Source organism: Paraburkholderia sp. GAS333, from assembly GCF_050435665.1.
Taxonomy (GTDB): Bacteria; Pseudomonadota; Gammaproteobacteria; order Burkholderiales; family Burkholderiaceae; genus Paraburkholderia; species Paraburkholderia fungorum_A.
In genome coordinates this window covers 94,852-110,441 of record NZ_JBNDKS010000004.1, presented here as the reverse complement: position 1 = coordinate 110,441, position 15,590 = coordinate 94,852, and the positions used below count along the sequence as shown (strand labels likewise).

Sequence of the window (15,590 nt, the reverse complement as noted above, 5' to 3'; positions counted from 1 at the left end):
TTCGCAGAACCTGGGCTATGAGATGTTCTATTACGTCTAGCCCGAGGTATCTGACCTGCTCGATCAGATTGATCATCGGAATCTCCGAACCCGGTTCACACAAATGCGATGGTGCCGGGCTTCTGGTCTATGAGATTGAACGAACTGATTTGACTGCATGGTGGATTGCCGTGGCCAGCGGCAACTGCACCAAAGTATAGATGATGCAAAACAAATTACGTTGTGCCAACGTCATTTTTTTAGACCGCCTCGATTTCCGTATGTATAGAGATAGTTAATTATCAAAACATCGGAATTCATGCCGAAAGCGTCGAAGTTGGAGCCTTTAATTTATCCGCATTTTGCGTGTACGTTTAATAAAAATTGCTTCAGCCGACACGTTAAAAGTACTTGGAGATGCCCTCGAATTATGCAAAATGAATTTGCTTGATGATCGTCGACACAGTCTGTTCTAGTGAAAGATGCTCAAGCTGCTATTAAAAATAGCTTCAGGGTTATCCCGGAACAGATACACGGGTTGGCGATAACCCTTAGAGTGCTAACGCACAGATAACGATATTTTTTTGGCAGGCTCTCGTACAGATTCGAACCAGGCGTATGACCAGCTATGTATAGAGCCGCGATTCTCCAGACCTTGCGTTTACCCTCGTGTCGGCTTCCATCTGCAGCCTCCTCAAACAAGGCCCACTTATCCTTTGAAATCCGTCAATACTCGCATCAAATGGAAAGATTAAATTTTTAATTGCATCGGATAATCGTTCTATCGATGCGTTAGCAAATCCACGTCAGGTGAGAACCGTACTCAATTGACTCCTGGAGAAAGCCGCACGCCAGTCGCGTCTGTTTGTCTGGAAAACAGAAGTGTTCGTTGATGACAACATCGACTATTGGCAAATAATGCAGACCACAGGGCCGATTTCAGCTACGTCCATTTGCCCACGCGTTTCGCGAGCATCTATCAGTTCAGCCCAACAAAACCAAAGCGGGATTGAATCGTCGTTGTCCGCGCAACACTACGATCCAACGCCGCTTATTGCAGTTCGCACGTAACATTTATGGAGCAACTCCGCGCGCGGCAATGTATAGGACCGTGGCTTAGTAAACTGTCCGAAGTGGTCCCACGCACAAGCAGAACATAGCTGCAGAATTTTGCACCACTGTCGTACTTATCGGCTCTTCTGATCGACGGAAGCATCATCTGCCAGTGACGACGGGCCCCGGCTTCCGGCCGATGTATTGAGCAGCATCTGCGGCACTGGAATTTCAATTCCAGCCTCGTCCATCTTCCGCTTGAGTCTCGCGTTGAAAGCGCGCGCGACGCTCCACTGCTGCAATGGCCGCGTCTTGATCTGCGCTTTCACCACGATCCAGTTGGCTTCGAAGCGGTCGAGCCCCCACACCTCGACGGGCCCGAGAATTTCCTTGCGAAGGTTAAAGTCGGTGACCATCTCGGCACTCACCTCGACAATCATTCGCGTGACGTTTTCCAGATCGGCATTGAACGGCACGCGTACCTCGAAGACCGCGTTGGCAAAGTCGCGCGACAGGTTCTTTACGATCTTGATCTGCGAGAAAGGAATGGTGTGAACCGCGCCTTGTCCATCGCGTAACCGCACGGTGCGGATTGTGAGGTCCATGACCGTGCCGGCATGCTCGCTGCCGACCTCGATCCAGTCTCCTACCGAAATCGTCTCCTCGACAATGATAAAAAGCCCCGTGATCAGATCGGTGACGAGCGCCTTCGCACCGAACCCCACGGCAAGACCGATCACGCCGGCGCCGGCAAGCAGCGGCGTCAGATTGATGCCCAGGCTAGCCGCGGCGACCACGGCAGCCAGGCTCGCCACCGTTGCGAACACGCCGTTACGCACGAGAGGCAACATCGTGCGTGCGCGCACGCCGGGATCAAGTGTCCTGTTACGCGAACTGTTTGGCCCGATTGCCTTGAGGATGACGGTGTCGCAAATGATCCACATGAACCAGGCGCCGAATACCGTTGCAATGACGACGATCAATCCATGTCTGAAGCCAGGTGTCATCGCACTGTGCCTGATCGTGCGCGCGATCGGACCGCTCCAGAGGTCCAATTCGAACCGGATGAAGGCGAGCCACGTCGCGAAAACGACCAGCGTACTGGCGAATCGCAACAGCCTCATCAGATGCGGCGCACGGCGATGTATGCGCGTGTCGCTTCGCCGCGTCACGTGCAGCAGCAGCGCGGAGATGAAAAGCGTGAGCACGAGCAGGAGCGCACTGAGCAGTGACGGCTGCAAAACGCTCTCTTCCGAGCCGCGTGCATCGATAATCGCCACCACCGACGCAATCGCGATCAACAGGATTGGAATATGCCAAAGCGAAGCGAGTATATCGAGCGCTTCCGTGGCGAGTTTGTGATCGCGCCTTTGCGCATACGGACGATTGCGTATCAGATGCGTAACAGGCCGTCGGAAAGCGAGCGCGAAATATCCGATCAGAACGGCCGCCGTCACATTGGCGGAGGCCGACACGACCCCGGCGAGGTTCGCACCAAGCAGGCGAATGACGTCAGGATTAGCCGTCGCGTCGCCAAGTGCACCCGATGCTCCGATCACAAAAAGCGGCCAGCGGCTTCGGGTGAGCAGCTGATGTAATGCAACCCGCCGATGCGCGGTGTTAAAAATCGAGAAGGTGATCATGCAGATCGCCGAAAAGATCGCGCCCGCGACGATCGCGTAAGCGATCACGAGTCCCAGCGTGCTGCCCAGCGTGTCGAGCACCTGTTGCACGAACAGCACGACCGCCACAAATGCGACGACCCACGGCGCCGTTCGCCAGACAGCGAAGATCAACAACTCGAGTGATGTCGGATTCGGTTCGAGTGCGACCTTCCAGCGATACCTCGCAACAATGCGCGTCTGCAAATAGATCAACAGGCCGGCGCACGCGCCCCAGCACGCGAGCGTCGCGGTCATCCAGAGCAGGACATGGCCGAACGACTCCCCGTTCCTGCCGGCCAGAATGGCCCGCAGCTCGCCGAGCGCGGCGGAAGAACGGGTTGCCCAATAATGCAAGGGTGTGCGGCCCTCGCTCAGGTCCGTCTCGACAGACGCAATGCCCGAAGCAATGGCTCCGAGCAGATCGCTACTGGGCTGAGCGGCGGACGCGGGCGCCTCGGGTGCGGCGCTGCGCGAACCTGCGCGCAGTCCCTTCAAATGGGAGACGAGCGCTTTTCGTTGCGTATCGTTTTCCAGCGTGGCGATCAGGGTATCGAGCGCGCGTGCCTGCTCGGCCTGACTGGCCGCCGACGGTGCCGACGCAGCTTGCGCGGTCGAGGCTGACGCGTTACCGCTCAGTTTCGGCAGGCCGGTGGCCAGTGGCGCAGCAACCGCTCCATGCAGACCCAGTAGACACAGAACCAGGAGGCTGACTAAAGCCAGACGCACGGCCCAGATCGCACTCGATCCAATCTGTAAAACAGCGCAGGTGTACGGCCGGGTGAACGCGTGAGCATGGTTGGATTCTCGCTGCATAGGATATGACGCGCATGCGGTCCCCGTACGAAACAGCGTTGATATCGGTGCCCCCCGCGCCCGGTCCACGTCCGCGCGGCCACGGTGACCGGCCTACGCCATCAACGCGACCATGATCGATCCACCGGTGGTCAGCAGGATATTCGACGTGGCATAGGGCACCGTGTAGCCCAGCACCGGAATGCGGCTGCCCGCCTTGTCCTGCACGGCAGCCAGCGCGGCGGTAAAGGTCTGTGCGCCGGCCAGTGCGCCCAGCAGCATCAATGGGTTCATCCGCAATACGTAGCGGCCCACCAGAAGCGCCACCGCCTGTGGCACCAAAGTCACTACCGCACCGGCCAACAGAATGCCGAGTCCCAGTTCCCTCACCGCGCGCACGAACTCGGGACCCGCCTGGAGACCCGAGCACGCAACGAAGGCTGCCAGCCCGAAGTTGATCATCAGATCGAGTGCCGGCTGGGGAATGTCGCCAAGCGTCGGCCGCAGCGAGCGAAACCAGCCCAGCAGCAACCCGGCGACCAGCGTGCCTACGCTCACGCTCAGCGTCAGCCTGATGTTGCCGAGCACCACGTAAGGCAGACCAATCAGCGCACCGCACACTATGCCGAGCCCGAGTATAGACAGACTGGACGCATGGCTGGGACGCAGTGCGTAGCCGATCTCCGTCGTCGCCCGTTCGACCGCGCGCTGCGGGCCGACCAGTTCGAGCACGTCGCCACGGTCCAGGACAGTTCCAGTACCGATCGGGATCTGCTGGGCTCCCCGCATGATCGAGCGCAGCCCGACGCTGCGAAAGTCGAATTCCGGTACCCGCATCAGCGCTTCGAGCGGAACCCCGCACAGTGCTTTATTCGTCACCGTCACTTTCAGTATTTCGATGGGAAACTGCAGCAATTCCGGGTCGTGCAACTCGGTGCCGAATCGCGGACCTATCTTCACCAGAGCAGGCATCTGTCCGTAGAGGGTGACCGTGTCGTCTGTGTGCAGCACGGTTTCCGGGCGAACCTCGATCGCATTGCCGTCGCGCAGGATGTGCTCGACGAAATAACGCAGCGGTGCTTCGCTACGCTCGGCCTCGTCGACCCGCCTGCCTGCGAATCCGCTACTGGAAAGACGATACGAACGCACCGCAAATTTCTGGTGTGCTGTAAATACGCCCGCCGTGTCGCGCCGGATACCGAATTTTTTCTCCAGCGCGGCCGCCTCCTCGCGCAGGTCGACGCGCAGAAGACGCGGCGCCAGCGAACTGACAAACAGGATCATGCCGATAGCACCGAAGAGATAAGTCAGCGCATCGGCGACGGCCACGTGATTGGCCAGCAGTTTGCGTTCAGCAAGAGGCAAAGGCAGGTTCATGATGGCATCGGTTGCGGTACCGATTGCGGCTGACTGCGTGAGTCCACCGCAAAAGATTCCGGCGGCTATCCCCAGGTCGAGCCTGAACAGACGCGCCATCGACCAAGCGGTGGCAAGCCCCACCACCATCACCGTGACGGACAGAAGCATTGGCTTGACGCCGTCTTCCTTGAGTGCCTGAAAGAACTGCGGACCGGCAGCATAGCCATTGGCAAACAGAAATAGCAGGAACAATCCCCAGCGGAGTTCGCGGCTGACTTCCACATGCAGTTGCCCGATCCCCAACGCGACGATCAGCGACGCGGTGACCGTACCCAGTGAGAACTTGCCGAACCTGATACCGCCGACCCAGAAGCCGATGCCCACGGCGAGGAACATCGCCAGCTCCGGCGAACCCTGCAGCGACTTTGTCAGCCAGTCTATAAGCACTTTAATCAACGCCTCGACATGCGATGAGGTTCGTCCTCAAACTGCAGGCTGAGCCCGTTATTGAACCGGCGCGTTGGCCACGATGGCCGAGGCCGTCGTCGATAAACCGCAACTTGCGTGGCCCTACGGCGATGCCCGCGATAAGGAACGGCAGGCTTTAAAAACTCGCCGCCAGCCGCTTGAGTCGCCGCTCCATTACACCCCTCGCGTCGCGGTGCAGGTATGGCTGCGGTCGGCGCATCTAGCGCCGAAGTGCGTCCAACGCATCCGGCTTGAGCAGTTCCAGTCCCCGCGCGGCGTTGTAGCCGTGAATTTCCTTCACATCCAGCTTGCGCATGAACGCAATGGTTTCCGGCGTAATGACCTGACCGGGGACCATGATCGGGAATCCCGGCGGATACGGAATCACGAATTTGGCCGACACCAGTTCCGGACCGTTCTTCAGACGATCGTCGATCAGCCCGTCATTCAAACGGATCCACTCGCATGCCTCCGGGTTGTAGGCGAGATAGAACGCTGCGCGCATGTCGCCTTCGGATGTCGCGCTCGCGCTGTTCTCGCGCAACGCATTGTGGAAGCGGCTGAAGTTCGGCAGTTCCGGGACATCCTCGACGAGCGCCTTGACGCGCGCCTCGAAGCCCGCGCGCACGCTTTCGCCGCCTTGATCCAACTCCCGTTCAAGCGAGCGTGAAATGTCGGCAAGCGCCTTGATCAGATGCGCCATGTCGCTGCGGGTGTTATTGATATTGATCTGCACCAGCACGCTGTTGCGCGAGGTCTTGTTGATCTGGATGTCGTAAGACTCGGCGAGCAATCCCTTGAAACGGGTACCGTCGTAACCCGCGTTGCCGCACAGTAGTGTGATGCGCGTGGGATCGAGAAAGAACTCGTCCTCGCGCAGCGCTCGCGTGGCATCGGAGATGGTCTTTCCGGCCATTCCGTAATCCGCGAAGCCGGACCTCCGATACGCGTCGGGGATCATCTCCGCCGGGGTGGCCGCACGGAAGAAGCGGGAAATCAGCGGATGATGGTTGATTTCCTTGCGGATCTCGATCGCCAGTTGAATCGCGCGTTGTACGAGTTCGTATCCCTCCAGCTCCATCTGCCGCCGGGCCACGTCGATCGACGCGATGATCTGCAGGTTCGGCGAAGTCGACGTATGAGTAAAGAAGGCCTCCTTGAACTGTGCCTCGACGGTGTGAAAAGCTTCGTCGGCCACGACGATGATCGACGCCTGGCGCAAAGCCGACATCGACTTGTGAATCGAGTCGGTCTCGTAGACCCGGATGCTGGCCAGATCCGGGTCAGGCAGAAGCGGCATGTCGAGCAGCCGGGAGTCGGTCGGTTCGAAGTCGGCAGAGGATCGTTTGAAGGCTTCGTATTTCTCCCGGTACGCGGGATCGCGCATCAGCTCGCGCAGTTTCGCGGCCCCGCCCATCGCCGTGCGCATGCGCAGCAGCGGCGAAAAGCGGGCATAGCCGAACCAGGCTTCATCCCAGAGGAAAATCAGGTCGGGCTTGATGGCCAGACATTCGAGCATGGTCTGTTCGACATTGGCCACGTGGCCATCGAAGGTGCAATTGGTCAGCACCAGCATCCTGGCCCGATTGAGCTTGCCCTCGGCCTTCAGCGCGAGCAGCGCCTGTTTGATGGGGCGTATCGCCAGGCTGCCGTACATCGAGTACTGGGTGAGCGGATAGGCGTCGATATAGAGAGGCTGCGCACCTGCCAGCACGATGCCGTAGTGATGCGACTTGTGGCAGTCGCGGTCGATCAGCACGATATCGCCCGGCGTCAGCAGCGCCTGATGCACGATCTTGTTGGCCGTGGAGGTGCCGTTGGTCACGAAGAAGGAGCGGTCTCCCCCCAGCGCACGCGCAGCCTTGTCCTGCGACGCCTTGATGTTGCCGGTGGGCTCGAGCAGGCTGTCCAGCCCGCCCGTGGTGGCCGACGATTCGGCGAGGAACAGGTTGGCGCCATAGAACTCGCCCATGTCCCGGATCCAGTTCGATTTGAAGATCGACTTGCCTCTTGCCACCGGCAGCGCGTGGAAGGTTCCGATCGGTCGTGCGGCGTAGTGCTTGAGGTTGTCGAAGTACGGCGTTTCATAGCGGTCCCGGATGCCGTCCAGGATGGCCAGATGAATCTCCATCGGTTCTTCCGCGCCGTAGAAGATCCGGCGCAGGGGGGCGGCGGCATCCGAGCCCGCCAATTGGGCCACGTCGCGATCGGTGGAGAGAAACACATCGAGTTCCGGGCGCAGCCCCCGCACGAGCCGAGCCAGCGCCGAACCCATGTCGTCCATCCGTGCGCCCGTTCCCGCAGGCGTATTGCGCACGATGATGTCGCGCAATGCAGGAGACGTATATTGCGACGCGAAGCTGAAACCATCGACAATCACCACCGACTGCAGGTTGTAGTTGAAAATCGTAGCGAGTATCGCGTCCTCGAAGCTGCCGACCACGACCATTTCGTAGACGAAGCTATCGTCGTTGCGACGCAGGCGGTGAAAGCTCTCGCGGATATCAGGCCACGTAGACCGTTCGCCGGCGGCCACCACGAGCGTTTCGAAATAGGGCTTACGGCTTTGCCCGTGGCCGATGGAAGGCGGAAGAAAATCCGGCAGGCGCAGTTCGCCTTCCTCCTCCGCTTTCCACGCTTCCTTGTCGTCCCGGTAGCTGTTCGACATCAGTGCTGCACTGATTCGCTGCACGAGACGCGACAGGGTATCCCACTCGCCCGCTGCGAGTCGTTCATGCAACTGCGCCATCAGATAAGGGCCCGGATAGCCGTTCAGATCTTCCAGCGGCGCGAGGTCATTGAGCACTTCCAGCGCCTGATCGCGCAGGCCGACGGTATCCTGCTGCGGCTGGGTGGCCAACGCACGCACGATCCGGTTCAGGCTGCGCCAGTGATCGACCCGCGCCTCCGCAGCCGAAAAGAACTGATTGAGGCCGAACGCCGGTACAAGCCTTGCGGCGGATTCCATGTCGAGTCTCCTGATATTCCCTGAGCGATGACAGCCTGTCGTTCACGGGGGTGCTGGGAGCAGTGAGTGTTCGTGGGTCACTTTTGACCTCACCACGATGACGACTCTCTGCCGACGCGTAAATCGGCCTTTGGTCTTATGCCCGCACCGAGCCGGCCGCACCCGCTGCGAGGTGGACAGACGTTCTGTCCCAATGTCGTTTTCGACCGGCAGCGTGGATGCACTGGCGGCCGAACCCCGTCATCGTCAGCCGGGTGTCGTTTCCTTCAGGCGCTCCGGGCTGGCGTCGTCTCTGACCCAGCGCCAGAAAAGCTGATAGCCCACCGAGAGCATCACGGGACCGATGAACAGGCCGATGACGCCTCCCGTCACCATGCCGCCGAGCGCGCCGATCAGCACCACCGGCATCGGCACGGCGACCCCGCGGCCCAGCAGCAACGGCTTAAGGACGTTGTCGGCCAGACCCGCGACGAACACATACACGGCGAAGATGACCGTCACGGTGCTCACCCCTTGCGTGGCGATCACGAAGACAATCACCGGAATCGTGATCAGGGTGGCGGGCAATTGCATGATCCCGAGCAGCAGCACGGCGAGCGCAAGCAGGCCCGCTCCCGGAATACCCATGACGACGAATCCGATACCGATCAACAGCATCTGGATAAACGCAATGCCGACCACGCCCTGAGCGACCGCGCGAATGGTGGCGGTGCACAGGTCGGCGATCTGCGGGCCGTTCTCCGGGCCTGAGATACGCGAGGCAATCTGCACCGCGCTGTTGTGGCCTTTCTCACCGTGCGCCATCAGGATCCCGGCGACAATCAACGCGACAAAAAAGAGCAGCAGCCCCGCGCCGAGCCCGGTGACCATTCCGAGCAGCGCGAGTCCGGCATCCTTGAGTTGGGGTGCGAACTTCTGCGCGAGGCCGGTGAGGTCTGTCGTGGCCTGCAGCCAGTAGTCGTACAGGAGCTTGCCTACCAGCGGCCAACTGGCGATTGCCTGCGTGGGTGGCGGAACGCGGAAAGTGCCGGCTTTGAACGCGGCCATCGCATGATCGATCGATGCAGCGACAGCGACGCCCAGCAGATAGGTCGGCACGAGAATCACCGCAAACGCGACGAGAACGATCAGCGAGGCGATCAGGCCTTCCTTGCCGCCGAAGGTGCGCCTGAGTCTCACCTGAACCGGATACAGCGTGATCGCGAGGATTAACGCCCAGACCATGAGGTTGAGGAACGGAACGAAAATCCGGAAACAGAAGATGGCCAGAACAGCGACGAGTCCCGCGCGGATCAGAACATCGAGCAATTCTCTGGCCCATAACCGTCGGGTAGCCGGTGCGATCAACATAACTTGTCTCCCCCGCAGGTGACCACAACCCTCTCTCTGGCGACCAGTCGTGGCGGGCCCAGGACCATGCAGGCCGCGCAGTCGAACCACGCTGCGACGTGCGTCGGCAAGCAATCACGTCAAGAATGAGCCTCCCGGGCGCAGACAGGCATCGGACCTTGGACCTATATCAAACAGGGAATGCTTTGCGATATATGAAAGGCGGGGTATTTGAAGCATGACGGGATTCCGTGCCCGGACCGGCCGCCTACCGCCCGCGATAAGGTCAAACAGATGACACGCCCGCTCATTAGCCACCGCGCGATAGTCCGCGAAACCGACTATGTTCGGGGCCGATCATGTTAGCGGAGTACTTCCATGCTTAACCGACTCGCATTTCTCAGCGCGTGCACTGCGGCGTTAATGCTCGCCAGTTGCACCGAGCCGCATCAACGGGTCGAGGCGGGAGCAGACCAGTCCGAACTGATTGCCCGGCTGGGACCGCCCAAGGAAACCTACGATCTGCCGGATGGGGGAAAGCGGTTGATGTGGCCGACCCAGCCGATGGGTTCGACGACAACGGCGGCCGACCTCGACGCATCCGGCAAAGTGCTAGGAGTTCGACAGGTACTTCGCGACAGCGAATTCCATCGCGCCGAAATCGGCAAGTGGACCCGGAACGACGTGCTCGTCAACTTTGGCCGCCCTTTCGAAACCGGCTACTTCAAGAGAACGAACCGGGAGGTGTGGTCATACCGGTACATGGAAAACAACATTGAACATCTGATCTATCACTTTTACTTCGACGATCAGGGCGTGCTCCGCCAGACACAAAGATCGCCCGATCCGAAATTCGATCCGAGCCAGCGCAACCGGTTCTAGCGGCGGCGGGCTCTTTGCGCTGCGCGGCGCGTCAGTTTGTCAGCGGGTAGTTCTCGAGCTGTTTTCCAAGCCGGTTATCGGGCGTCCAGCGATTCGCTATCCGGCCATCAACGCATTCGAGCGGCTTGTCGCGACCTGATGCGCCTGGAAATTCTGGCTTTCTGATCATCGCGCATCCGCCTTCTTGCCGCGAATCAGCGACTCTGGATGCTGCTCCAGATAGTCCGCCAACGAGCGGACCGACACAGCCGCACGCGACAACTCCTGCATCGTTTCGACCGTGTTCTGCTGCAGCGGCGAATCACTTTGCAATGCACGATTCGCGGATGTCAGCGTCTCGCGCGCCGCCGCCAACGTTGCCTTGGCATCGGGCGCAAGATCCGAATTCATCGTATTGAGCAGTCCGTCCGCGTCATTGAGTGTCTTGCGCAAATCCTTGCTGATTCCGTCGAAAGGAATGGCATTCAGCTTAGCGACCAGACTCGTGATGGATTCCTGCAAACCCTGCAGATTCCCCGGTACGGTCGGCAACTGCGGCGTTTCTTTGTGCCAGTCCACAGCCGCCTTCGGCGCTGACGGAAAGAAATCGATGGCGACATAAAGCTGCCCCGTCAGCAGACTTCCGGTACGCAGTTGCGCACGCAATCCCTTCGACACCAGATAGTCCGCGAATTGCTTGCGCTCCGATGCCGTGTTCTTGCGACTAGGGTCCCAGTTCTCTCGCGAGATCAGACGCTCCGGAAAAAGTTTGACCACGACCGGAATATCGAATGACTTTTTCACAGGATCGAAGCGCGCGGAAATAGCCGCCACTTCTCCCACTACGATGCCCCGGAAATCTACCGGCGCACCGACAGTCAATCCGCGTACCGACTCGTTGAAATTCAGCACGTACTGGTCCACTATCGTGTCATGCTGTTTCATTGCATCAGAGCGGTTGGCGAACAGCACATACTGATGTCGTGTATCCGCTTCGATTTTTTCGGTCGATTCCGGCGGGTTTTCAAAAGCGAGCCCACCGATCAACACCGATGCCATCGACTCCGTATCGATCTTCACGCCCGACGTGTCCAGCGTGACATCAACGCCGCTCGCATGCCAGAAGCGGCTGTCGTTCGTGACGTATTTATCGTACGGCGCATTGATGAAGACGTGCAGCGTCATCCCTGCGCCGTCGGGATCGAGCGCATACGAGATCACCTGGCCGACCTGGAGCCGCCGGAAAAATATCGGCGAGCCAATGTCGAGCGAGCCGATATTTGCGCTCTTCAGTACATACTCCCGCCCCGGCGTGCCGGATGCGAGCACAGGTGGCGACTCCAATCCTGTGAAGTCGCGCCGTGCCTTGCTGGAAGCGCCGATATCCATCCCTATGTGAGAGCCGGAAATCAACGTGCTGATGCCCGACACCGTGCCGCCTGCAATACGCGGACGAACGACCCAGAAGCGCGTGTCGTCAACCAGCATGCTCGCCGCGTTTCGCGACATATCGGCCCGCGCCAGCACGGTTTTGTGATCGTCGGAAAGCGCGAGACTTTTGATCACGCCAACATCGACATTCTTGAACTTGATTTTGGTTTTACCGGCTTCGATGCCATCTCCGGTTGTAAAGCGGATGACAATAGTCGGTCCCTCGTTCATCACGGACTGAACCGCGAGCCACCCGGCAATCAGCACCGCGACGATCGGCACAATCCATATCAGCTGGATACGCCACTTCGATTGCCCGGTCGCAACCGCCGTGGGGAAGTCGGGCATCTCGCGATCACTGTTCTCTTCGGATGCCTTATCCACGTTTCGTCTCCACGGCATCCCATATCAACCGTGGATCGAACGACAATGTCGCGAGCATGGTCAGTACGACAACCGCGCCAAACGCTATCGCGCCGGGGCCTGCATTGATCGTTGCGATAGAACCGAATTGCACCAGTGCGGCCAGAATCGTAATGACGTAGATATCGAGCATCGACCAGCGGCCGATCCGTTCGAGCAAACGGTAAATGTGCGTCCTTTGTTTTGGAATCAGCGTGGAACGTAGCTGGACGCTGCCAGCGAGAAAGGCCAACGAGAAGATCTTGAGCATGGGTACCACGATACTTGCGATGAAAACGATAGCGGCGAGCGACCACGATCCCGAAGTCCAGAGAAATACGACACCACTGAGTATCGTGTCGGACTGGGTTCGGAACAGGGTTTGCGTCACCATCACCGGCAACGAAACAGCAGGGATATAGAGAACGATGGCGGCGATAAGAAACGCCCACGTTCGCGTGAGACTGCGCGGTTTACGAACGTGCAGGACGTTGCTGCAACGCTGACATTCCGGGCGTGGAATGGAACCGAACGGTGCGCACAGCGAGCCGCAGTCGGTACACGCGGACACGCCCGCGCGCGCTGCAGTTTTCTGCGCACGAAGTCGAAGCTTTTCTGCAACCGGCCCGGAATCTGAAGTGCGAGTGCGCGTCAGACGAACCCAAAGCTCGCGGAAGTCCAGTTCAGCCGTGGTCGCCGTCAGCAGTACCGCAACCGCGCCGAATGAGCACAAACCCACACCCGGAACGACAGTCGCGACGTGCTGGAGTTTGACCAGCGCGATCAACATCGCAAGCATCAGTACTTCGATCATTCCCCACGGAGCAACATGCTGAAGCAGACGCAGAACAATGTCGGGGCGAAGCGGCAACGCCCGGCGACGCGTTGGAAAAAGCAGCGGGAAGCGCATCGATAAAAGTAGATAGATCACCGCCAGCATGTGGACCGAAGGCATCACGATCGTGGTCAATACGACGAGACCGGCGATTGGCCACATCCCTTCCGTACAGAGCGCCGACGCTGCGCCAGCCAGCGTGCTTTCCATCAGTTCGCCCTTGACCCAAACTTCCACGACCGGGAACAGATTCGCCACGACGAACAGAATCGCGGCGGCCACCGTAAGTGCGAGAACGCGATCGTGGTTGGCCGTGCGACTACGGTAGAGCGCTGCATCACAGCGATGGCAACCCACGCGACCGCCGTCCGGCGGCGAGACTTTCCACTGCAACAGATCGCACTCCCGACACGCGATCAAGGTGGCTTTACTCATTCTGGGCATCCGCTTCCACGCGTCGGTTGACCGCGTGCACGCCCTCTTGCAGGCGCCGATTTATATGAGGCGCAAGACTATCATCATGAAAAATCTTTGTAAACCGTCTGTTTGGTTTGTTTTTATATAAAAATCAACTTTGGCGCTCCCCAACCGAAGTAACACAGAAAAAAGACAAATTTCACGGTTCAGCCAATTTCATAAACAGACCGGGCAGACGGTTTACATCTTAATTCGACAGTGTTACTGTGCGGGCTTCGATGGATCCTCCATGTACCGAACCACTCGTTCGGCATCCAATTCGCCCATCTGGAACAGACAAAATGATGAACACCCGACTCGCCGCAGTACTCGTGACTGGCGCCACTGCCTTGACGCTTTCCGCCTGCGCAGGCGTGCAACCGGTTGCTTATAGCGGCCTTTCGTCCACGTCGCAAATGACGAAGAACCGCGCGGGCGATTCAGACAAGGTGCCGTACCAGTACGCCGCGCCGGTCGTGTGGTCGCGATACACCAAGGTCACGGTGGACCCTGTCGTTGTCTATCAGGGCAGCGACAATCAGTTTGGCGACATGAAGGCCGAGGACAAAACCGTACTGGCCGAGTACATGCAAAAAACCTTCTCCGAAGCGCTATCCAAACATTTCGACGTCACGGCGCAGGCGGGTCCGGACAGCCTGCGCGTCAAGCTGACGCTCACCGGCGCGGAAACGACCACGCCATTCGTTGGACAGTTCACTCACTTCGACATTGGCGGAAATGTTTATAACGGCGTGCAGGCGATTTTTGGTGGGAAGGCCGCATTTAGCGGCTCCGTTTCTTATGCCGTCGAAGTGTATGACGGTACGAACGGTCGTCTGTTGAAAGCGTATGTGTCGAAACAGTATCCGAATGCGATGAACCTGGCCGCCGCGTTCGGCTCGCTGGGCGCGGCAAAAACCGGCCTGGACAAGGGCGCTGACGCGTTGGTGGCTCAACTGCACTGACCGGCATCGGCGGAATACCTGGAACGCCGGGTTTTGTCTCTGCTAAAGAGACTGCGGAGTTGCGCGACTGCCGGTCGCCGATGCATGGGCCGGATTGCGAGGGGCCTGTGTGATGTCGTCACTGGCCGGCTTTAAACCTGCGTAGGCGTGGGCGTGAGCGCCCTATCAGGCTGAGTTATCTCTCACTGTCGCCGCAAGCATGCGACAGAAGCACGATCGAACGCAGTGGTTCGCAGCGCGTCCAGCCTGCCCCTATCGATATCAAACCTGATTCCCGATGTGATTCCCGTGCGGGTCAATCTGTTAATCTCGCGGTTTTGACCCGGGCGGCACAGTGACCGCCGTTGGTGCGTACACTTTTACATCACACAGGAAGACATGGACAACGCGACCCGTTCAGAGCGATCCCGCAGCGCCGCCATCAGGGCTGCTTTGGCAATCTTGACGCGCGATGGTCCCGGTGGACTGACTTTCGACTCGCTCTCGCGCGAAAGCGGAATCAGCAAAGGCGGCCTGCTGCATCAGTTCGGCACCAAAGCCGGCGTCCTCAAAGCCCTGCTTGCTTATCAGCGGGAACATTTTGAGTCGTTCGCAGCCGGTTTTCTCGCTGCCAAAGGGGAATCGCTCCCTCATCCCGTGCTGTCTTCGCAGATCGCTGTCATGCGGGAGACCATCAACCAGCCGAATTCGGTCGCGCGATCCATTCTGGCCGCACTCGTAGAAGATCCCGCTTTGCTGGAGGAGATTCGCGTGCAGGATCAGGTGAACATGCGCAAGATTCGTAGCGAAGCGGAAGATCCCGATATGGCGCTCGTGCGCCTGGCCGCGGCGCGAGGTCTCGCTTACACCACCTTGCTCGGAATGAGTTCGTTTTCCGATGCGCAGCGCGAGAGACTTTTCAAGCTGCTGATGGATGACAAGCGCTGGCAGTCTCTCGAAGAGTCCCAGGCGAAATAGAAACTGGGGGCACTGTTAGTGCAATTCGCGAAGGCAGCCGAGTTGCCTGAACATGACCCAGCCAGCGCCTT

General features: G+C 59.1%; 9 protein-coding genes. 3 read left to right on the top strand and 6 right to left on the bottom strand.

Features of this window, described 5'->3' with window-relative positions; genetic code table 11:
* Positions 1 to 1,166: 1,166 nt before the first annotated feature.
* From ABH945_RS22545 to ABH945_RS22530, 4 genes are all read right to left on the bottom strand, one after another.
* On the bottom strand, positions 1,167 to 3,509 hold the full coding sequence (locus tag ABH945_RS22545; RefSeq protein WP_429251998.1) for a mechanosensitive ion channel domain-containing protein: 2,343 nt from the start codon (positions 3,507 to 3,509) through the stop codon (positions 1,167 to 1,169).
* 93 nt (positions 3,510 to 3,602) lie between these two features.
* A complete protein-coding gene (aspT, locus tag ABH945_RS22540) occupies positions 3,603 to 5,294 on the bottom strand; it encodes an aspartate-alanine antiporter (RefSeq protein ID WP_429251997.1) in 1,692 nt (563 codons plus the stop codon).
* 241 nt (positions 5,295 to 5,535) lie between these two features.
* Positions 5,536 to 8,283: a decarboxylase gene (locus ABH945_RS22535; RefSeq protein ID WP_429251996.1), complete on the bottom strand. Its 2,748-nt coding sequence runs from the start codon at positions 8,281 to 8,283 to the stop codon at positions 5,536 to 5,538.
* Positions 8,284 to 8,529: 246 nt separating this feature from the next.
* A complete protein-coding gene (locus ABH945_RS22530; protein WP_074769152.1) occupies positions 8,530 to 9,633 on the bottom strand; it encodes an AI-2E family transporter in 1,104 nt (367 codons plus the stop codon).
* Positions 9,634 to 9,990: 357 nt separating this feature from the next.
* Here ABH945_RS22530 and ABH945_RS22525 point away from each other — a divergent pair, with 357 nt between their 5' ends.
* A complete protein-coding gene (locus tag ABH945_RS22525) occupies positions 9,991 to 10,494 on the top strand; it encodes a hypothetical protein (RefSeq protein WP_429251995.1) in 504 nt (167 codons plus the stop codon).
* A 165-nt stretch (positions 10,495 to 10,659) separates the two neighbouring features.
* On the opposite strand, the gene ABH945_RS22520 is transcribed toward ABH945_RS22525, so the two are convergent.
* Positions 10,660 to 12,252, bottom strand: coding sequence for an intermembrane transport protein PqiB (locus tag ABH945_RS22520; RefSeq protein WP_429252288.1), 1,593 nt, complete (start codon positions 12,250 to 12,252; stop codon positions 10,660 to 10,662).
* Positions 12,253 to 12,280: 28 nt separating this feature from the next.
* Complete coding sequence (locus tag ABH945_RS22515; protein WP_429251994.1) at positions 12,281 to 13,576, bottom strand: paraquat-inducible protein A; 1,296 nt, start codon at positions 13,574 to 13,576, stop codon at positions 12,281 to 12,283.
* Positions 13,577 to 13,899: 323 nt separating this feature from the next.
* On the opposite strand from ABH945_RS22515, the gene ABH945_RS22510 reads away from it, so the two are divergent.
* Entirely contained in the window at positions 13,900 to 14,562 is a 663-nt protein-coding gene (locus ABH945_RS22510) for a DUF3313 domain-containing protein (protein WP_429251993.1), read from the top strand.
* Positions 14,563 to 14,940: 378 nt separating this feature from the next.
* On the top strand, positions 14,941 to 15,519 hold the full coding sequence (locus ABH945_RS22505; RefSeq protein WP_074769159.1) for a TetR/AcrR family transcriptional regulator: 579 nt from the start codon (positions 14,941 to 14,943) through the stop codon (positions 15,517 to 15,519).
* Positions 15,520 to 15,590 lie beyond the last annotated feature (71 nt).

What these genes read in the sequence shown, in the direction of transcription:
- ABH945_RS22545 (WP_429251998.1), bottom strand. Translation starts at nt 3,509, where the DNA reads ATGCAGCGAGAATCCAACCATGCTCACGCGTTCACCCGGCCGTACACC.
- ABH945_RS22535 (WP_429251996.1), bottom strand. Translation starts at nt 8,283, where the DNA reads ATGGAATCCGCCGCAAGGCTTGTACCGGCGTTCGGCCTCAATCAGTTC.
- ABH945_RS22530 (WP_074769152.1), bottom strand. Translation starts at nt 9,633, where the DNA reads ATGTTGATCGCACCGGCTACCCGACGGTTATGGGCCAGAGAATTGCTC.
- ABH945_RS22525 (WP_429251995.1), top strand. Translation starts at nt 9,991, where the DNA reads ATGCTTAACCGACTCGCATTTCTCAGCGCGTGCACTGCGGCGTTAATG.
- ABH945_RS22520 (WP_429252288.1), bottom strand. Translation starts at nt 12,252, where the DNA reads ATGCCCGACTTCCCCACGGCGGTTGCGACCGGGCAATCGAAGTGGCGT.
- ABH945_RS22515 (WP_429251994.1), bottom strand. Translation starts at nt 13,576, where the DNA reads ATGAGTAAAGCCACCTTGATCGCGTGTCGGGAGTGCGATCTGTTGCAG.
- ABH945_RS22510 (WP_429251993.1), top strand. Translation starts at nt 13,900, where the DNA reads ATGATGAACACCCGACTCGCCGCAGTACTCGTGACTGGCGCCACTGCC.
- ABH945_RS22505 (WP_074769159.1), top strand. Translation starts at nt 14,941, where the DNA reads ATGGACAACGCGACCCGTTCAGAGCGATCCCGCAGCGCCGCCATCAGG.